This is a genomic window from Leclercia sp. W17 (assembly GCF_003336325.1).
GTDB lineage: Bacteria > Pseudomonadota > Gammaproteobacteria > Enterobacterales > Enterobacteriaceae > Enterobacter.
In genome coordinates, this window is the sequence record NZ_CP031101.1 from 3,462,735 (window position 1) to 3,482,445 (window position 19,711).

17 protein-coding genes are annotated in these 19,711 nt (G+C 56.1%); 1 reads left to right on the plus strand and 16 read right to left on the minus strand.

Features of this window, described 5'->3' with window-relative positions; translation table 11 throughout:
- Nucleotides 1–14: 14 nt before the first annotated feature.
- The 9 genes from cydA to sdhC form a co-directional block, all read right to left on the minus strand.
- Nucleotides 15–1,616 carry a cytochrome ubiquinol oxidase subunit I gene (gene cydA / locus DVA44_RS17190; protein ID WP_114387645.1) on the minus strand — a complete coding sequence of 534 codons (1,602 nt, stop codon included), beginning with the start codon at nt 1,614–1,616 and terminating at the stop codon, nt 15–17.
- Between the two features lie 811 nt (nt 1,617–2,427).
- Complete coding sequence (sucD, locus tag DVA44_RS17195; protein ID WP_032617085.1) at nt 2,428–3,297, minus strand: succinate--CoA ligase subunit alpha; 870 nt, start codon at nt 3,295–3,297, stop codon at nt 2,428–2,430.
- Entirely contained in the window at nt 3,297–4,463 is a 1,167-nt protein-coding gene (sucC, locus tag DVA44_RS17200) for an ADP-forming succinate--CoA ligase subunit beta (RefSeq protein ID WP_114387646.1), read from the minus strand. The genes sucD and sucC overlap by 1 nt, the downstream gene beginning before the upstream one ends.
- Nucleotides 4,464–4,550: 87 nt before the next feature.
- The gene (odhB, locus tag DVA44_RS17205; RefSeq protein ID WP_103178721.1) at nt 4,551–5,777 is read right to left on the minus strand and encodes a 2-oxoglutarate dehydrogenase complex dihydrolipoyllysine-residue succinyltransferase; all 1,227 of its coding nucleotides are present in this window, start codon (nt 5,775–5,777) and stop codon (nt 4,551–4,553) included.
- Between the two features lie 14 nt (nt 5,778–5,791).
- Nucleotides 5,792–8,599 carry a 2-oxoglutarate dehydrogenase E1 component gene (sucA, locus tag DVA44_RS17210; RefSeq protein ID WP_103823558.1) on the minus strand — a complete coding sequence of 936 codons (2,808 nt, stop codon included), beginning with the start codon at nt 8,597–8,599 and terminating at the stop codon, nt 5,792–5,794.
- Nucleotides 8,600–8,962: 363 nt separating this feature from the next.
- Complete coding sequence (gene sdhB, locus DVA44_RS17220; RefSeq protein ID WP_103178719.1) at nt 8,963–9,679, minus strand: succinate dehydrogenase iron-sulfur subunit SdhB; 717 nt, start codon at nt 9,677–9,679, stop codon at nt 8,963–8,965.
- A 15-nt stretch (nt 9,680–9,694) separates the two neighbouring features.
- The gene (gene sdhA / locus DVA44_RS17225) at nt 9,695–11,461 is read right to left on the minus strand and encodes a succinate dehydrogenase flavoprotein subunit (protein WP_103178718.1); all 1,767 of its coding nucleotides are present in this window, start codon (nt 11,459–11,461) and stop codon (nt 9,695–9,697) included.
- Nucleotides 11,461–11,808 (minus strand): succinate dehydrogenase membrane anchor subunit, encoded by a 348-nt coding sequence (gene sdhD, locus DVA44_RS17230; RefSeq protein ID WP_103178717.1) that lies wholly within the window; start codon nt 11,806–11,808, stop codon nt 11,461–11,463. The genes sdhA and sdhD overlap by 1 nt, the downstream gene beginning before the upstream one ends.
- Nucleotides 11,802–12,206, minus strand: coding sequence for a succinate dehydrogenase cytochrome b556 subunit (gene sdhC, locus DVA44_RS17235; RefSeq protein ID WP_168194524.1), 405 nt, complete (start codon nt 12,204–12,206; stop codon nt 11,802–11,804). Before sdhC ends, sdhD begins: the two co-directional genes overlap by 7 nt.
- 640 nt (nt 12,207–12,846) lie before the next feature.
- Between sdhC and DVA44_RS17245 the strand changes: the two genes are divergently transcribed.
- Nucleotides 12,847–14,133 (plus strand): citrate synthase, encoded by a 1,287-nt coding sequence (locus DVA44_RS17245; protein ID WP_103823560.1) that lies wholly within the window; start codon nt 12,847–12,849, stop codon nt 14,131–14,133.
- A 72-nt stretch (nt 14,134–14,205) separates the two neighbouring features.
- Here the strand turns inward: DVA44_RS17245 and nei are convergent, their stop codons facing one another.
- From nei to pxpB, 7 genes are read right to left on the minus strand one after another with little or no spacing between them, the layout of a single operon-like run.
- Complete coding sequence (nei, locus tag DVA44_RS17250) at nt 14,206–14,997, minus strand: endonuclease VIII (RefSeq protein WP_114387647.1); 792 nt, start codon at nt 14,995–14,997, stop codon at nt 14,206–14,208.
- A 12-nt stretch (nt 14,998–15,009) separates the two neighbouring features.
- Nucleotides 15,010–15,654 (minus strand): pyroglutamyl-peptidase I, encoded by a 645-nt coding sequence (gene pcp, locus DVA44_RS17255; RefSeq protein WP_114387648.1) that lies wholly within the window; start codon nt 15,652–15,654, stop codon nt 15,010–15,012.
- A gap of 9 nt (nt 15,655–15,663) precedes the next feature.
- The gene (locus DVA44_RS17260) at nt 15,664–16,659 is read right to left on the minus strand and encodes a DUF979 domain-containing protein (RefSeq protein WP_114387649.1); all 996 of its coding nucleotides are present in this window, start codon (nt 16,657–16,659) and stop codon (nt 15,664–15,666) included.
- Nucleotides 16,656–17,366, minus strand: a complete 711-nt coding sequence (locus DVA44_RS17265) for a DUF969 domain-containing protein (protein WP_114315604.1) — start codon at nt 17,364–17,366, stop codon at nt 16,656–16,658. The genes DVA44_RS17260 and DVA44_RS17265 overlap by 4 nt, the downstream gene beginning before the upstream one ends.
- Before the next feature lie 34 nt (nt 17,367–17,400).
- Complete coding sequence (gene pxpA / locus DVA44_RS17270; RefSeq protein WP_114388444.1) at nt 17,401–18,135, minus strand: 5-oxoprolinase subunit PxpA; 735 nt, start codon at nt 18,133–18,135, stop codon at nt 17,401–17,403.
- Nucleotides 18,125–19,057, minus strand: coding sequence for a 5-oxoprolinase subunit PxpC (gene pxpC / locus DVA44_RS17275; RefSeq protein ID WP_114387650.1), 933 nt, complete (start codon nt 19,055–19,057; stop codon nt 18,125–18,127). The genes pxpA and pxpC overlap by 11 nt, the downstream gene beginning before the upstream one ends.
- Nucleotides 19,051–19,707: a 5-oxoprolinase subunit PxpB gene (gene pxpB, locus DVA44_RS17280; RefSeq protein ID WP_103823566.1), complete on the minus strand. Its 657-nt coding sequence runs from the start codon at nt 19,705–19,707 to the stop codon at nt 19,051–19,053. Before pxpB ends, pxpC begins: the two co-directional genes overlap by 7 nt.
- Nucleotides 19,708–19,711: the final 4 nt, after the last annotated feature.

The window sequence follows — 19,711 nt, forward strand, 5'->3', positions numbered from 1 at the left end:
TGATGACTCCTGTCTTACCGTGCCGGCTGAGTAGTCACGGTGGACTGCTCGTATTGAGGCTGAGAAGCAACGGTGGACTGCTCATAATGGTAGCGACCGGTTTTCAGGCTGCTTGGGCCAAGGCGCGCAAACTTGAACATCAGGAACAGTTCAGCCACCAGGAACAGGGTGTAGAGGCCGCAAATCAGCAACATGGAGAAAATCAGATCGCCTGCGGTCAGAGAGGAGTTCGCCACCGCAGTTGGCAGCACCTCACCGATAGCCCACGGCTGACGGCCATACTCCGCAACAAACCAGCCGGATTCAATGGCAATCCACGGCAGCGGAATCGCATACAATGCGGTGCGCAGCAGCCATTTCTTCTCACCGATACGGTTACGAATGACCGACCAGAAGGAGGCGGCGATAATCAGCAGCATCAGCACACCACAACCCACCATGATACGGAAGGCGAAGTAGAGCGGCGCCACGCGCGGAATCGAATCTTTGGTCGCCATCTGGATCTGCTCTTCCGTCGCGTCAGAGACGTTCGGGGTATAGCGTTTCAGCAGCAGGCCATAGCCAAGGTCTTTTTTCACGTCGTTAAACTGGTCGCGAACAGACTGATCGCTGGTCCCGGAACGCAGTTCTTCCAGCAGCGAGTAGGCTTTCATCCCGTTACGGATACGCTCTTCATGCTGCACCATCAGATCTTTCAGACCGATAACCGGCGTATCCACAGAGCGGGTGGCAATGATGCCCAACGCATAAGGGATCTGAATAGCAAAGTGGTTTTCCTGCGCATCCTGATCGGGGATACCAAACAGGGTAAAGGCGGCCGGTGCAGGCTGGGTTTCCCACTCTGCTTCGATCGCTGCCAGTTTGGTTTTCTGCACGTCGCCCATTTCGTAACCGGATTCATCACCCAGCACGATAACGGAGAGGATAGCCGCCATACCGAAGCTCGCCGCGATGGCGAAAGAGCGCTTAGCAAAGGCGAAGTCACGACCACGCAGCATGTAGTAGGCGCTGATGCCCAGCACGAACATCGCGCCGCAGACATAGCCGGAGGCCACAGTGTGAACGAATTTCACCTGTGCGACCGGGTTCAGCACCAGCTCGGAGAAGCTGACCATCTCCATACGCATGGTTTCGAAGTTGAAATCAGACGCGATAGGGTTCTGCATCCAGCCGTTGGCGACCAGGATCCACAGTGCGGAGAGGTTAGAGCCCAGGGCCACCAACCAGGTTACGCACATATGCTGGACTTTACCCAGACGATCCCAACCAAAGAAGAACAGACCTACAAAGGTGGATTCGAGGAAGAAAGCCATCAGACCTTCAATGGCCAACGGAGCCCCGAAGATATCCCCGACATAGTGGGAATAATAAGACCAGTTAGTCCCGAACTGGAACTCCATGGTCAGACCGGTTGCCACGCCCAGCGCAAAGTTGATACCAAACAACTTGCCCCAGAACTTGGTCATATCTTTATAAATCTGTTTGCCGGAGAGGACGTAAACCGTTTCCATGATGGCCAACAGGAACGCCATACCGAGCGTCAGCGGCACAAACAGGAAGTGGTACATCGCGGTCAAGGCAAACTGTAAGCGCGACAGTTCGACTACGTCTAACATTATGACTCCTTGCTCATCGCATGAAGACTCCGAGAGTGAATCCCGTTAGAGAAGGATCCACACACATGCCCCAAAAATTATCAGCACCCTTTCTTCGTTACTTAATCCTCGCAGGAGGAAAAAAGCGATGATGAAAGGTTACAGATGCGTTAATAAAAACTGAAATTGATCCCGCAAATATATTACGCTGCAAAACCCTTACAATAAACAGGTTTTTAATGGAAGTCTTTTACGATTTACGACAGCGATCAATATTTAGCAAAATTACCACTTTCCGACCAATTTGATCGGGAACAATTTAGCGCCTTTTGACGCTCTTTTCCAGGTATTAAATATTGATATAAATCAATAATACCTGAACGTGTTAAGGGTGTTTCCGCGTGGTAAATGCAATGAAAATGATGTTAATGATATGTTTTAATATTCGCTTGATGGTTATCAAATAAAGCGGGGATTATAAATAAAGGTGATTTAAATTAACGCAGGCAGCGAAGCATTTTTTTAATAAGCCTGTGCTGCTAATGTCAGATGGTTCACAGTAATTTTCCGTATAGGTTTTATCAAAAATTATTATCACAAATATTTTACTTTTAATAATCTATAATTTAACACCAATGTGTTGCTAATTTGTTTCAATTCGTCGACCCCAAAATGTTTTCACGCCCGTTCGCTTAACTTTCATCCGCCCTGCCCGCCTCTGTCTCCACGCGGAAACACTGTCGCGCAAAAAAAAGGCCATCTTGCGATGGCCAACCATGTCGAAACGGACATTTATTATGTCAAAGCTCCCCGCACGGGGAGCAGAGAGGATTTACTTAATGATGGATTTCAGTGCTTCACCGATGTCAGCCAGGCTGCGCACGGTTTTCACGCCTGCGGCTTCCAGCGCGGCGAATTTCTCATCCGCAGTGCCTTTGCCGCCCGCGATGATGGCGCCTGCGTGGCCCATACGCTTGCCTTTCGGCGCGGTCACACCCGCGATGTAGCCAACAACTGGCTTGGTCACGTGATCTTTGATGTAAGCAGCCGCTTCTTCTTCCGCGCTACCGCCGATTTCACCGATCATCACAATCGCTTCAGTCTGCGGGTCTTCCTGGAACAGCTTCAGGATGTCGATGAAGTTAGAGCCCGGGATCGGGTCGCCGCCGATGCCCACGCAGGTGGACTGGCCGAAACCGTAGTCGGTGGTCTGCTTAACCGCTTCATAGGTCAGGGTACCAGAGCGGGAAACGATGCCCACTTTACCTGGCTTGTGAATGTGACCCGGCATGATGCCGATTTTGCATTCACCTGGGGTGATCACGCCCGGGCAGTTTGGCCCGATCATGCGCACGCCCGCTTCGTCCAGCTTCACCTTCACGGTCAGCATATCCAGGGTCGGGATACCTTCGGTGATGGTGATAATCAGTTTGATGCCTGCGTCGATCGCTTCCAGAATGGAGTCTTTGCAGAACGGCGCCGGAACGTAGATTACGGTGGCAGTTGCGCCAGTCGCTTCTACCGCTTCACGGACGGTGTTGAACACCGGCAGGCCCAGATGGGTGGTGCCGCCTTTACCTGGCGTTACGCCGCCAACCATCTGCGTACCGTAGGCAATCGCCTGCTCAGAGTGGAATGAACCCTGGCTACCGGTGAAGCCCTGGCAGATAACCTTGGTATCTTTATTAATTAAAACGGACATTATTTCCCCTCCACTGCGGCAACAACCTGCTGAGCTGCATCCGTCAGACTTTTCGCTGCAATAATATTCAGGCCGCTGTCAGCCAGTTTTTTCGCGCCGAGTTCAGCGTTGTTACCTTCCAGACGAACGACAACCGGGACGTTCACGCTCACTTCTTCTACCGCGCCGATGATACCGTCAGCGATCAGGTCGCAACGTACGATACCGCCGAAGATGTTAACCAGAACGGCTTTCACGTTGTCATCGGAGAGAATAATTTTGAATGCTTCGGTCACGCGCTCTTTGGTTGCGCCGCCGCCCACATCCAGGAAGTTTGCCGGCTCGCCGCCGTGCAGCTTAACGATGTCCATGGTGCCCATTGCCAGGCCCGCACCGTTAACCATGCAACCGATGTTGCCATCGAGTGCCACGTAGTTCAGTTCCCACTGTGCAGCCTGCGCTTCACGTGGATCTTCCTGAGACTGGTCGCGCATTTCGCGCAGGTCAGCCTGGCGGAACAGCGCGTTGCCGTCAGCGCCCAGTTTGCCATCGAGGCAGATCAGATCGCCCTGCTTGGTGATCACCAGCGGGTTGATTTCGATCAGCGCCAGATCGCGCTCCAGGAAGATAGTTGCCAGGCCCATGAAGATCTTGGTGAATTGCTGCACCAGTTTGCCTTCCAGACCCAGTTTGAATGCCAGCTCGCGACCCTGGTAAGGCATTGGGCCTGCCAGCGGATCGATAGCGACTTTGTGGATCAGATGCGGCGTCTCTTCCGCCACTTTTTCGATTTCCACGCCGCCTTCGGTAGAGGCCATGAACACCACGCGACGGGAGCTACGGTCTACGACGGCGCCGAGGTAGAGTTCTTTAGCAATATCGGTTGCCGCTTCAACCAGGATCTGGTTAACCGGCTGGCCGCCTGCGTCTGTCTGGTAGGTCACCAGACGTTTGCCGAGCCAGTGCTCCGCAAAAGCGCGGATCTCTTCTTTACTGTTAACGACTTTCACACCGCCCGCTTTACCGCGGCCGCCAGCGTGAACCTGACATTTCACTACCCATGGACCCGCACCGATTTTAGAGGCGGCTTCTTCTGCTTCACGAGGGGTATTGCAGGCATAACCCACCGGAGCCGGTAAGCCATACCGGGCAAACAGCTGTTTTGCCTGATATTCATGTAAGTTCATGTGTTCTATCCATCCTTCAGGGTAATCGTTAGGTCATGCTTTTGTAGGCCCGGCAGACCAGTTGCCGCCGGGCAGTACCGCGAAAAACTAGACGTCCAGCAGCAGACGGGTCGGATCTTCCAGCAGCTCTTTAATCGCCACCAGGAAGCCCACGGACTCGCGGCCATCGATCAGACGGTGATCGTAGGAGAGCGCCAGATACATCATTGGCAGGATCTCCACTTTACCGTCTACCGCCATCGGGCGGTCTTTAATGGCGTGCATGCCAAGGATCGCGCTCTGCGGTGGGTTGATGATCGGGGTAGACATCAGCGAACCGAATACGCCGCCGTTGGTAATGGTGAAGTTACCGCCAGTCAGGTCGTCTACGGTCAGCTTGCCGTCACGGCCTTTCACTGCCAGCTCTTTAATTTTCTTCTCGATGTCAGCCATGCCCAGGGTATCCACATCACGCAGAACCGGGGTCACCAGGCCGCGCGGGGTAGAAACGGCCATGCTCACGTCGAAGTAGTTGTGATAAACCACATCATCGCCATCGATAGATGCGTTCACTTCCGGGTAGCGTTTCAGCGCTTCAACAACCGCTTTCACGTAGAAGGACATAAAGCCCAGACGGATACCGTGACGTTTTTCAAAGGCGTCACCGTACTGCTTACGCAGGTCCATGATTGGCTTCATGTTCACTTCGTTGAAGGTGGTCAGCATCGCGGTGGAGTTTTTCGCTTCCAGCAGACGCTCGGCCACACGCTTACGCAGGCGGGTCATCGGCACGCGTTTTTCGCTGCGTGCGCCCAGAGCAGGCTGTGCTGCTGGTGCAGCTTCAGGCGCTTTGGCTTCTGCTTTCGCTTCAGACGGCGCTTTCGCCAGGTGTTTGTCGATATCTTCGCGGGTCAGGCGACCGCCAACGCCGGTGCCCTTAATGGCCGCCGGGTCGAGGCTGTGCTCAGCCAGCAGGCGACGGATCGCCGGGCTCAGCGCGTCGTTGCTCTGCTCTTCCAGAGAAGCCTGCTGGCGCTGGGCCGGCGTAGAGGCTTTCTCTTCAGACTTAGCGCTGGACTCTTTGCCCGCGCTGTTGCCTTCACGCAGGCGACCAAGGATCTGGCGAGAGGTCACCGTCGTACCTTCATCTTCCAGGACTGCATCCAGAATGCCATCCGCTGAAGCCGGTACTTCCAGTACCACTTTGTCAGTTTCGATTTCTACCAGCACTTCGTCGCGGGTTACCGCGTCGCCTGGTTTTTTGTGCCAGGTGGCGACGGTTGCATCTGCTACGGACTCAGGCAGGTCGGGAACAAGAATATCTACGCTACTCATTATGTATCCTTTAATTAATCGACGTTCAGCGCGTCATTGACCAGATCTTGTTGCTGCTTCTGGTGAACGGACATATACCCTACCGCCGGAGAGGCGGAGGCCGGGCGACCTGCATAACGCAGAGCAGACCCAAATGGAATCACTTCACGGAAATGATGCTGGCTGCAGTACCATGCGCCCTGGTTGAGCGGCTCTTCCTGGCACCAGACAAAATCATGTACGTGAGCGTACTGTTTCAGCACTTCCTGCATCGCCTGATGCGGGAACGGATAAAGCTGTTCGATACGCACGATGGCGACATCTTTCTGATCGTTCTTACGGCGCTGTTCCAGCAGGTCGTAATAAACCTTACCAGAACACATCACGACACGCTTAACGCCCTGCGGATCCAGTTCGTCAATTTCACCGATGGCCGGCAGGAAGGTGCCGTTTGCCAGCTCTTCCAGGCTGGAGACCGCCAGCGGGTGACGCAGCAGCGATTTCGGCGACATCACCACCAGCGGGCGGCGCATCCCGCGCAGCGCCTGACGACGCAGCATGTGATAAACCTGTGCCGGGGTAGACGGTACGCAGACCTGCATGTTCTGCTCGGCGCAAAGCTGCAGATAACGCTCCAGACGTGCGGAGGAGTGCTCCGGGCCCTGGCCTTCGTAGCCGTGCGGCAGCAGCATCACCAGGCCACACATACGGCCCCACTTCTGCTCGCCGGAAGAGATGAACTGGTCGATAACCACCTGCGCACCGTTGGCGAAGTCGCCGAACTGCGCTTCCCAGATGGTCAGGGTGCGTGGTTCTGCGGTGGCGTAACCGTATTCGAATGCCAGCACCGCTTCTTCAGAGAGCACGGAGTCCCAGACCTTAAACTGGCCCTGGCCATTGTGCACGTGCTGCAGCGGGGTGTAGGTTGAACCGTTGGTCTGGTTATGGATCACCGCATGACGGTGGAAGAAGGTGCCGCGGCCCGCATCTTCACCAGACAGACGGACCGGAATACCTTCATCAACCAGAGTGGCATACGCCAGGTTCTCTGCTCCGCCCCAGTCAAAGAGCTTCTCGCCTGAGGCCATTGCCTGACGGTCAGCATAAATCTTCTGCACGCGGGACTGCATCTCGATCGCTTCAGGTACGGTGCTGATGCGTTTTGCCAGCTCCTGCAGACGCTTCATCTCCACCTTGTTCGGGTAGCTCTCATCCCACTCGTGGTTGAGGTATGGCGACCAGGTAAAGGAGTGCATGTTCATCGGACGCAACTCTTTCACCACGCATTCGCCGGCATCCAGCGCGTCGCGGTAGAGGTTGACCATCTCGGTGGCATCTTCCAGGGTGACAACCTTCTCCGCTTCCAGCTTGTCAGCATAGATTTTACGCGGGGTCGGATGCTTTTTGATTTTCTGGTACATCAGCGGCTGGGTTGCACTCGGCTCGTCCGCTTCGTTATGGCCATGACGGCGATAGCAGAAGAGGTCGATGAACACATCGCGCTTAAAGGTGTTACGGAAATCCAGCGCCAGGCGGGTCACGAACGCGACCGCTTCCGGGTCATCGGCGTTCACGTGGAAAATTGGTGCCTGAACCATCTTACCGATGTCGGTGCAGTATGGGGTGGAACGTGCATCCAGCGGGTTAGAGGTGGTGAAGCCCACCTGGTTGTTGATGACGATGCGAACGGTACCGCCCACTTCGTAACCCCGCGCTTTCGACATGTTCAGGGTCTCCTGAACCACGCCCTGCCCGGTGACTGCCGCATCGCCGTGGATGGTGATTGGCAGAACTTTGTTGCTGCTTGGCTCGTCCAGACGATCCAGACGGGCGCGCACGGAGCCAATAACCACTGGGCTGACGATCTCAAGGTGCGACGGGTTAAACGCCAGCGCCATGTGAACCAGGCCGCCCTGGGTTTCGATATCCGATGAGAAGCCCATGTGGTACTTCACGTCACCGGTACCGAGGTGTTCTTTATGTTTGCCCGCGAATTCGTCGAACAGATCCTGCGGCTTTTTACCCAGCACGTTGATCAGCACGTTCAGACGACCACGGTGCGCCATGCCCAGTACCACTTCGCGGGTACCGCTGTTGCCCGCGTGGCGGATCAGCTCTTTCAGCATCGGCACCAGCGCATCGCCGCCTTCCAGCGAGAAGCGTTTTGCGCCCGGGAATTTCGCACCGAGATAACGCTCCAGCCCTTCGGCTGCGGTCAGTTCGTTCAGGAAACGCTTTTTCTCGTCGGCATTGAAGGTGGATTTACCGGCAACGGATTCGATACGCTGCTGGATCCAGCGTTTCTCTTCGGTAGAGGTGATGTGCATATACTCTGCACCGATGGAGCCGCAGTAGGTCTGCTTCAGCGCTTCCAGCAGATCGCCCAGCTTCATGGTGTCTTTGCCGATAGCGAAAGAGCCAACGTTGAAGGTTTCCTGGAAATCCGCTTCGGTCAGATCGTGATATGCCGGATCTAAATCAGCCACGCGCTCCTGCTTCCACAGTCCCAGCGGATCCAGATTTGCGTGCTGGTGGCCGCGGAAGCGGTAGGCGTTAATCAGCTGCAGGACTTTAACCTGCTTCGCATTGGTGTCAGGGTCGGAGATAGCGGAAGAGTAACGTGAGGCATCCTTCGCCAGACGACGGAAATAATCACGTGTTTTGGAATGAAATTGATCCGGTTTGACACCCGTTCCAGGTAACTCCTGGAACATGGAACGCCAGTTAGCGTCCACTGAGTCAGGGTCGGTTAAGAAGTCTTCATAGAGCTGTTCAATCCAGCTTTGGTTTGCACCAGAGAGGAATGAAGAGTCCAGCCAGGCTTTCATTGCGCCGTTCTGCATCGTGATCCCTTAAGCATTTTTATGCTTACTTTCGCCGTAGAAACTACCACGCACACCACGTGTACGTGCCGGGGTTCACCTGCGAGCTCTTTTACTTTGGCCCGCGAAGGAACCTTTAGAAACTGTCTAAATAATCTTCGTCGTTCCGGCTGCGACTGCGTTGCGGCTTTCACTCACCCCAGTCACATAGTTCACTATGCTCCAGGGGATTCGTTCAACCGCGCCTTGTCTCGCGCTGAACGTCTCGATTATTTACTTAACTGGCAGTTTTTAAAGGTTTCTGCAAATTGCCCGGTGGCGCTACGCTGACCGGGCCTACAAAATCGTAGGCCGGATAAGCGCAGCGCCATCCGGCGTTGTTATTTACGCACTGCGCTGCAACAACATCGACTTAATGTGGCCGATAGCACGCGTCGGGTTCAGCCCCTTAGGACATACACTGACGCAGTTCATGATGCTGTGGCAGCGGAATACGCTGAAAGCATCACTCAGCCCTTCCAGGCGGTTGTCGGTTTCGGTATCGCGGCTGTCAATCAGGAAGCGGTACGCTGCCAACAGGCCAGCCGGGCCGATAAACTTGTCCGGGTTCCACCAGAACGACGGGCAAGAGGTCGAACAACATGCACAGAGGATACACTCATACAGGCCATCGAGTTTTTCACGCTGCTCTGGCGACTGTAAATGCTCGCGAGCGGGTGGATTTTGCCCATTATTCAATAAGTAAGGCTTAATTTTCTCATATTGTGCATAGAATTGCCCCATGTCCACCACCAAATCGCGCACGACCGGCAGTCCTGGCAGAGGGCGGATGACAATCTTCTGTCCCGGACGGTTAAGCGCCGAGATTGGCGTGATACAGGCCAGACCGTTCTTGCCATTCATGTTCAGACCGTCGGAGCCACATACCCCTTCACGGCAGGAACGACGGAATGACAGTGTCGGATCCTTTTCTTTCAGCTGCATTAAGGCGTCCAGCAGCATCATGTCACGGCCTTCTTCCGCTTCCAGGGTGTAATCCTGCATACGCGGAGCGTCATCAACATCAGGGTTATAACGATAAACTGAAAATTCGAGTTTCATTGTCCTGTCTCCGCATTAGTAAGTACGAATCTTCGGCGGGAACGCCGGACGCAGTTTCGGTTCCATATTGACGCTGCGTCGCGTCATGGATTCCGTCTCTGGCAGATACAGGGAGTGGCACAGCCAGTTTTCATCATCACGATCCGGGAAGTCGAAGCGGCTATGGGCGCCACGGCTCTCGGTACGGAAGTTTGCAGAGACCGCCGTTGCGTATGCGGTTTCCATCAGGTTATCCAGCTCCAGGCACTCAACGCGCTGGGTGTTGAACTCGCTGGAGGTGTCGTCCAGACGGGCATTTTTCAGACGCTCGCGGATCGCTTTCAGCTGCTCAAGACCTTTGGCCATCGCGTCACCTTCACGGAATACCGAGAAGTTGTGCTGCATGCACTCCTGCAGCGCTTTACGGATTTCCACCGGATCTTCGCCGTTACGGTTGCCGTTCCAGCGGTTGAGACGCTCCAGAGAGGCTTCAATATTTGCTTCGGTGGCATCACGCAGTGGCCCCTGCTCGGCAATAGACTCCTGCAGATGCAGGCCCACCGCACGACCAAACACCACCAGGTCGAGCAGGGAGTTGCCGCCCAGACGGTTGGCGCCGTGTACGGATACGCAGGCAATTTCGCCTACCGCAAACAGGCCCGGGATCACCACATCTTCGCCCTGCTCGTTCACGGTCAGCGCCTGGCCGGTCACTTTGGTCGGAATACCGCCCATCATGTAGTGGCAGGTTGGGATTACCGGGATCGGCTCTTTAACCGGGTCGACGTGAGCGAAGGTACGGGAGAGTTCGAGGATGCCCGGCAGACGGGATTCCAGAACCTCTTTACCCAGATGGTCAAGTTTCAGCTTGGCGTGTGGGCCCCACGGGCCGTCACAGCCGCGGCCTTCACGGATTTCGATCATGATGGAACGCGCCACCACGTCACGACCCGCCAGGTCTTTCGCATTCGGGGCATAACGCTCCATGAAGCGCTCGCCATGTTTGTTCAGCAGATAACCACCTTCACCGCGGCAGCCTTCTGTTACCAGCACGCCCGCACCGGCGATACCGGTTGGGTGGAACTGCCACATCTCCATATCCTGCACCGGCACGCCAGCGCGGATAGCCATACCGACGCCGTCACCGGTGTTGATATGGGCGTTCGTAGTGGACTGATAGATACGGCCTGCGCCGCCGGTCGCCAGCACGGTGGCACGGGCTTTGAAGTAGACTACTTCACCGGTTTCGATGCACAGCGCGGTGCAACCGACGATAGCGCCATCTTCGTTTTTCACCAGATCCAGCGCATACCACTCGGAGAAGATGGTGGTTTTGTTCTTCAGGTTCTGCTGATACAGAGTATGCAGCAGCGCGTGACCGGTACGGTCGGCAGCCGCCGCTGTACGTGCCGCCTGCTCGCCGCCGAAGTTCTTCGACTGGCCGCCAAACGGACGTTGATAGATGGTGCCGTTCTCCAGGCGGGAGAAAGGCAGACCCATGTGGTCAAGCTCCAGAATCGCTTCCGGGCCGGTTTTACACATATATTCAATGGCGTCCTGGTCACCGATATAGTCGGACCCTTTCACCGTGTCGTACATATGCCATTCCCAGTTATCATCATGGGTATTACCGAGCGCAACGGTGATGCCACCCTGCGCAGATACGGTATGGGAACGGGTCGGGAACACTTTAGAGAGCAGCGCACAGGTCTGGCCGCTCTGGGAAATTTGCAGCGCCGCGCGCATACCTGCGCCGCCGGCGCCAATCACTACAGCGTCAAATTCTCTGACTGGAAGTTTCATCACACACCCCACACCACAACAAATCCATAAATAACGTAAACCACCAGTGCAACGACAATAGCCAGCTGCAGCGCGAGACGAATCGCCATTGATTTAACGTAGTCGGTCAGTACCTGCCACATGCCAATCCACGCGTGGATCAGAATGGAGAAGAGCGCCAGCAGGGTAAACACTTTGGTAAAGGCAGACCCGAAGAAGCCAGTCCAGATTTCCCAGGTCAGATCGCCGCTGGTGGCAAAGAAACCGATCATGTAGATGATGTAGAGGGTGAGAACGATAGCGGTAGCACGGACCAGAATGAAGTCATGTACGCCGTTGCGTCCTAATGCGGAGGCGTTGCTTACCATACGAGAACTCCTGCGAGAAGTGAAAGCACGACAGTGATAACAAAGGAGATGTTAGCGGTACGTTTGCCGGTTTCGAAGGTCTCTTCCAGATAGCCGACATCCATCAGCATATGGCGGATGCCGCCAACAACGTGATAGGCCAGCGCGGTGAGGATGCCCCACATGATAAATTTCACAAAGAAACCGTTCATGATGTTGGCGGCCTGCTGGAATCCTTCCGGAGACGAGAGGCTGGTACCCAGTAACCATAACAGGATACCCACCGCGACAAACGTGATCACACCGGATACACGATGAAGGATGGACGCTATTGCCGTTACGGGGAATCGGATCGTTTTGAGATCCAGATTGACAGGTCTTTGTTTTTTCACATTTCTTATCATGAATAACGCCCACATGCTCTTCTTATAGTTTCCTTCCTCCGGACTGCGATGCGGGTCAGACAGCGTGTCTTTTATATAACTGTGCGTCATGCAAAACATTGCTTCCAGATGCTCAAATGACACGTTACAACGCTGGTTGGCTCGGGATTGCAGGGTTTTCCGGAGACCTGGCGGCAGTATAGGCCGTTCACAAAATCATTACAATTAACCTACATACAGTTTGTCGGGTTTTCTCTGGAACAGTGATCAGGGTCACGATAACAACATCTTTTTAATTTTTAATCATCTGATTTGACAAATGTTAAACATTATTGTTACAAACATCACCAGAAAAGGCATATAATGCGCAAAAGTTATGAGGTCTCTCTTTCACCTGAGAATAAGTTATGTAACAGTGTGATGGTATTGACCGAAGTTATCAGGACAGTTATTAGTGATATACAGGTTTGAAAAATTCGGACTGAACAAACACTGATTTGCTGTTATTTCTCTGGTTTCTCATTTGTTTACCTGCTAGCGCCATTGCTCTGTACCCTGGTTTCTCCTCGTGAGCTGAGCGGCGAGCCAAATAACAAACTGGTAACAATGATAAATCAGCTGAATGCAAATCCGGTTATGGGCAGTCTTAAGCAATAAGGCGCTAAGGAGACCGTAAATGGCTGATACTAAGGCAAAAATCACCCTAAATGGTGACGCTGCTATTGAACTGGATGTGCTAAAAGGCACGCTCGGTCAGGATGTTATTGATATCCGTAGTCTTGGTTCTAAAGGTATGTTTACCTTTGACCCTGGTTTTACCTCCACCGCATCTTGCGAGTCCAAAATCACCTACATCGACGGTGATGAAGGCATCCTGTTGCATCGCGGTTTCCCCATCGACCAGTTAGCGACTGACTCCAACTATCTGGAAGTGTGCTACATCCTGCTGAACGGCGAAAAGCCGACTCAGGAACAGTACGATGAGTTCAAAACCACCGTCACCCGTCACACAATGATCCATGAGCAGATTACCCGTCTGTTCCACGCCTTCCGTCGCGATTCACACCCAATGGCGGTAATGTGCGGGATCACCGGTGCGCTGGCTGCGTTCTACCATGACTCCCTGGATGTAAATAACCAGCGTCACCGCGATATCGCCGCGTTCCGTCTGCTGTCCAAAATGCCAACCATGGCAGCGATGTGTTACAAATACTCCATCGGACAGCCGTTTGTTTATCCACGCAACGACCTCTCTTACGCCGGTAACTTCCTGCGTATGATGTTCGCCACGCCGTGTGAAGAGTACGAAGTGAACCCGGTTCTGGAACGCGCAATGGATCGTATCCTGATCCTGCACGCTGACCACGAGCAGAACGCATCCACCTCTACCGTACGTACCGCTGGCTCCTCCGGCGCGAACCCGTTCGCCTGTATCGCAGCAGGTATTGCCTCCCTGTGGGGACCGGCACACGGCGGCGCGAACGAAGCGGCACTGAAGATGCTGGAAGAGATCAGCTCCGTTGAGCACATTCCTGAATTCGTCCGTCGTGCGAAGGATAAGAACGACTCCTTCCGTCTCATGGGCTTCGGTCACCGTGTTTACAAAAACTATGACCCGCGCGCAACCGTGATGCGTGAAACCTGCCATGAAGTGCTGAAAGAGCTGGGCACCAAAGATGACCTGCTGCAGGTGGCGATGGAGCTGGAACACATCGCGCTGAACGACCCGTACTTCATCGAGAAGAAACTCTACCCGAACGTCGATTTCTACTCCGGTATCATCCTGAAAGCGATGGGCATTCCATCTTCCATGTTTACCGTTATCTTCGCGATGGCGCGTACCGTGGGCTGGATTGCACACTGGAACGAAATGCACACCGAAGGCATGAAAATTGCCCGTCCTCGTCAGCTCTATACTGGCTACGAGCAGCGTAATTTCGAGTCTGACGTGACTAATCGCTAAAAGCGATGCCCGGCGGCGTTACGCTTGCCGGGCCTAAGCAGGCCGGGTCAGCGTTAGCGCCACCCGGCTTTTTTACATCTGGCACGCAGGACACCAGTAAAACGGTCTGGAAGAGAGCGTCGTTTTCTCAATCACCCCGCCGCACCGCTCGCACTTTTTCCCCGCCCGATGAAACACCTTAAAGCGGAATAACGCCCCGTGATGCTTCTTGTCATTCACCACCCCGCGGGTGTTGTACGACAGACGCGGGATCGCCAGTAGCGCATGCGCCAGCGCGTCGAGTTGTTCTTCGGTGAGTTGTGACGCTTTATGCTGCGGCGCCAGCCCCACCTCCCACAGAATTTCGACCCGCAGATAGTTGCCTAAACCAGCCAGAAACGCCTGGTCCAGCAGCAGCCCAGAAAACTGCCGGTTGCGGAATTTTGCCGACAACAGCCGCGCTTTCACCTCCTCTGCCGTCAGGCGTAAATCGAGCACATCCGGCCCCACCCGCTGCAGGAAGGGATGGGTAGTGAGCTGCTCCGCCGTCAGCATCTCAATATCCGAGGCGCTGTAGAGCAGAATGGTTTTATCCGCGGCCTGTAACTTAACGCGCAGGACCCGCGTGGTCTGCGGCTCCTGGCCGGTCTCGACCACCCGCCAGACGCCATACAGCTGGTTATGGCTGTAGAGCGTCAGCTGGTTAGAAAAGTGAGTGAGCAGCGCTTTACCGCGCGTCTCCAGATGCGTGACCGTCTCACCGATAAGCCGGGATTCAAACGGTTTTAATTGAGGGAAAGCAAACCACACGTCGGTGAGCGGTTTGCCTTTTATCGCCGCCTCCAGGCTATCCGCCGCGCGGCGGATCTCTGGTCCTTCTGGCATGATGACTCCTTGTTAGTGCGTCGCGCCGCCCACCACTTTAATATCCGCCTCCTGACGCAGCGCCACCGTAATGGCGATCTCCAGCGCCTGCTTCACGGTTTGCGTCGCCATGCTCGGGGCACCAGGGTGCGCCGCCGCCTGCTCGGGCAGGTAAGGAATATGGATAAACCCGCCCTTCACCTCCGGGCGGTCGGCCAGCTTGTGCAGCACGCCATACATCACGTGGTTGCAGACGAATGTCCCCGCCGTCTGCGAAACCGAAGCAGGAATACCTGATTCACGCAGCGCCGCCACCATCGCTTTAATGGGCAGGGTGCTGAACCAGGCCGCCGGGCCGCCCTCAACGATAGCCACATCCACCGGCTGTCGGCCATGGTTATCCGGGATACGGGCATCATCAACGTTGATCGCTACCCGCTCAACGGTGACATCCACCCGGCCCCCGGCCTGCCCTACCGCCAGTACAACGGAGGGCTGTAGCGCGTCAATGGCCGCGTTCAGCACCGATAACGACTCGCCAAACACGCAGGGCAACTGCCGCGCCACCACGCGGCAGTCGTCAATAATTGCGCCATCAAGCTGCTTTACCACCTCCCATGAGGGGTTAACGGTTTCGCCGCCAAACGGCTCAAAGCCGGTGATCAATACGGTTCGCATCATTTCTCCTTACAGGAACATCAGGAAGTAGAGCAGGAAGACGTTAGCGATCAGCAGCAATACCCCGGTGGGGACCTGCGCTTTAATGACCGCGTTTTTATCGGGTAACTCCAGCAGCGCGGCGGGCACAATATTAAAGTTTGCCGCCATCGGCGTCATCAGGGTGCCACAGTAGCCGGAGAACATGCCAATCGCCGCCATCACCGCCGGGTTGCCGCCGTGTTGCAGCACCAGAATGGGAATGCCGATCCCGGCGGTAACAATCGGAAACGCGGCAAAGGCGTTACCCATTACCATGGTCAGCAACGCCATGCCCACGGCATAGACCGCTACCGCAATAAACCGGCTGTCGACTGCCAGGTACGTCTGGGTGAGGTAAGAGATCCCCTCCCCCACGCCGGCGGCGGTAAACAGCAGGCCAAGGGTCGCCAGGATCTGCGGCAGAATAAAGGCCCAGCCGATGGAGTCGAGCAGACGGCGCGCCTCCTGCAAAGGCTGATGCACTTTCTCATGGGTCATTTTAACCGCCATCGCCAGGCCAATCAGCGAGCCGACGGTCATGGAGAAGAGCGTCACCAGGGTCGAGTGGTTACCCGGCCCGAACAACGTCTCCTGCAGGCCCGGGATGTGGTTGAACATCAGCACGCCCACCACCGTCACCACCGGAATGGCCAGCGCCGGTAAAAAGAGGCGATTGCCCAGACGCTTCGCGCTGCTCTCACGCTCTTCTGGCGTGCGCTGATGGTAACTCCCCAGGCGCACCCCGCCGAAACCAGCAATCAGCGCCAACAGCACGACTGCCACACCCACTGCGATATGGACGGTGCGCTTGTCGCCCACCAGATCGTAGGTCCAGTTCCCCAGCAGGAACAGCAGGCCGTAAATGCCCCAGAACAGACCGGTGGTAATACGTCGCGGGTTGGCTTTATCACGAAATGACATCAGCGCCACGATGAGCAGGATCAGGCCTGCCAGCCAGTAGAGATAGCTTTGCTGGAAGTTCATTTTACCTCTCCCTGCACTTTCGCCAGCTCGCGCTCCAGATGCTTATCCAGGCGGTAGAGGCGGGTCGCGTGGATCGCAAAGGCGCAGAGCGCGGTCGGGATCCCCCAGAGGGCAATATGCAGCGGTTCGGTCTGGATCCCGCCGGATTCCAGCATAAAGTTATGCATAAAGATGATGGCGCCAAAGGCGACAAAGATATCTTCGCCAAAGAAGAGCCCGACGTTATCGGTGGCTGCCGACATCGCCCGCAGACGATAGCGCACCGCCCCCGGCAGCTCGCCATACTTTTTCTCCGCCGCCCCTTCCGCCATCGGCGCCAGCAGCGGGCGCACCATCTGCGGGTGTCCGCCAAGGCTGGTCAGCCCCATTGCTGCCGACGTTTCACGGACGAAGAGATAGACGATCAAAAGCCGTCCGGCGGTAGCGCTGTGGATCTTCGCGATCCACGCCTGGGCCCGCTCTTTCAGGCCGTGGCGCTCCAGCAGACCAATAACCGCCAGCGGGATCAGCAGGATATAAGGCAGGTTACGGGTATTGAGGAACCCTTCGCCCAGTTTTTCCAGAATAGTGGCGATGGGCATTTGCGCCGCCAGGCCGGTGACGATCCCGGCGACAATGACCACCAGCACCGGGTTAAAGCGTAAAAGAAACCCGACCACAATCACCGCGATACCGATGAGTGGCCAGAGGGATAGCGTCTCTGGCATGATGTTTTCCTGTTGTGGTGTTTGCAGTTGTGCGTTATGCACTGATTTTTATATTGTTTGCTTCAAATTCTGTGCGCAGGCGACGGGCAAAGGCCAGCGCGTGTTCTCCGTCACCGTGGATACACACCGTCTGCGCGTGCACGGTTGCCCATTCACCGGTAATACTCTTTACCCGCCCGTGCTGGATCATCTCCAGGGTTTGCGCCAGGGCCTGATCTTCATCGGCGATCAGCGCCCCGGCCTGGGTACGCGGCACCAGGCTACTATCGGCCTGATATCCACGATCGGCAAACACCTCTTCCCGGGTGATCAGGCCATAGCGCGTTCCCGCGCGGATCAACTCGCTCCCCGCCAGACCGACCAGAATCAGATCCGGGTCAACGGTCGAAACGGCGCGGGCGATCGCATCCGCCAGGTCGCGATCTTTTGCCGCCTGGTTATAGAGCATGCCGTGCGGTTTTACGTGACGCAGCTGCCCGCCTTCGGCACGAACGATCGCCGCCAGAGCACCAATCTGGTAGAGCATCTGGGCGTAGACCGTCTCCGGCGGCAGGGTCATGGCCGTTCGGCCAAAGTTTTCCCGGTCCGGGAAGCTGGGGTGCGCCCCAATCGCGACCCCATTTTTTAGCGCCTCGCGCACGCAGGCCAGCATGGTTTCGGCATCGCCGGCATGGAATCCGCAGGCGATATTGGCTGACGACACCAGCTTTAACAGTGCGGCATCGCTGCCGCACCCTTCACCTAAATCTGCATTTAAATCAACCGCGATCATGTAACCTCCACGCCAGCTGTTCGATGTACTGCTTCTGGATGCGCCGCGCCTCCAGCGCCTCTTCCAGCGTGCAGGGGACAAAGTGAATAGGTTGTCCGAGCGGGGCCTGCGCCAGATGGTACATATCGGCCTCGATGATGCAGGCGATCCGCGGATAGCCCCCGGTGGTCTGGGCATCGTTCATCAGAATGATAGGCTGCCCGTTGTGCGGCACCTGAATCACGCCCGGGAGTAGCCCGTGCGACAACATCTCCCGATCGGTGGTGCGCGCCAGTTTTTGCCCCTGCAGGCGATAGCCCATACGGTTACTCTGTGGGCTGAGCTGCCAGGGCAGGCGCCAGAGCGCATCCTGGGAGGCCTGATCGAACTCATGGTATTCCGGTCCCGGCAAGGCCCGCACGCGGTTACTCCAAAGAAGCTGTTTCACGCCCTGGGCTTCACGGAATTCGCGTCCACCGGCCCGAACCTGCAGGCGATCGCCATCTTTCAGCAGCCGCCCTTCGTGACCGCCCAGCCCCACCTTCAGATCGGTGCTGAGGGAGTTCATTATCGACGGCACATCAATTCCGCCCGCAATCGCCAGATAGCTGCGCATGCCGCGGCGGGGACGATTGAGCGTGAGTTGCTGCCCGGCTTTCACCGGCAGGCGCCAGCCGGTCCAGACCGCGGCCCCGTCAAGCCGGGCATCACAGCCCGCACCGGTCAGGGCAAACCAGCCATCCTGTTCAAATTCGAAGATACATTGCCCCAGGGTGATCTCCAGCGCGGCATCATCCGGGTCATTGCCCACAAGTATATTGCCAATCTGCAAGGCCGGTTTATCCAGCGCGCCACAGTAACTGATCCCTGACTGGCGAAAACCGATGCGCCCGCCATCCTGCACCGAGGTATAGAGCCCTGCCCGAATAATTTTTAACATACCCCCTCCTTCTGCGGGATAAACCGCACGGTATCGCCCGGTCGCAGCAGCACCGGCTCGTCACGAGCGGGATCGAACAGCGGCAGAGAGGTGTGCCCAATCAGCTGCCAGCCTCCGGGTGTAGCTAAGGGATAAATACCGGTCTGCGACCCGCCAATCCCCACCGAGCCCGCCGGCACCTGCAACCGGGGTTCGGCGCGACGCGGCGTAGCCAGTTGCTCAGGCAGCCCGCCCAGATACGGAAAGCCCGGCTGAAAACCCAAAAACCAGACCACATAATCCGCGGAGGAATGGAGCTCCACGACCTGTTTCTCGGTCAGACCCGCGTGCCGCGCCACCTCGCCCAGATCGGGGCCTGCGGCGGTACCGTACACCACAGGGATCTCGATAGCGCGGGAATCGGGTTCCAGCGCCTCGCTCTCTTCCCACCAGCGCTGCAGACGTTCGATGGCATCCAGCGCCACCGAATGGGGATTGCGCAGCACCACGGTGATGTTATTCATCCCCGGAATGGCTTCCACCACTTCAGGGATTTCTCCCAGTCGCTGGGTCAAGCGCCAGATCCGTTTTTGCGTCGCCAGGGTTACCGGCGGCTCCAGTTCCAGTACCACGGCGGTTTCGCCTAGCAGATAACAACGTGCTCGCTGCACTTAG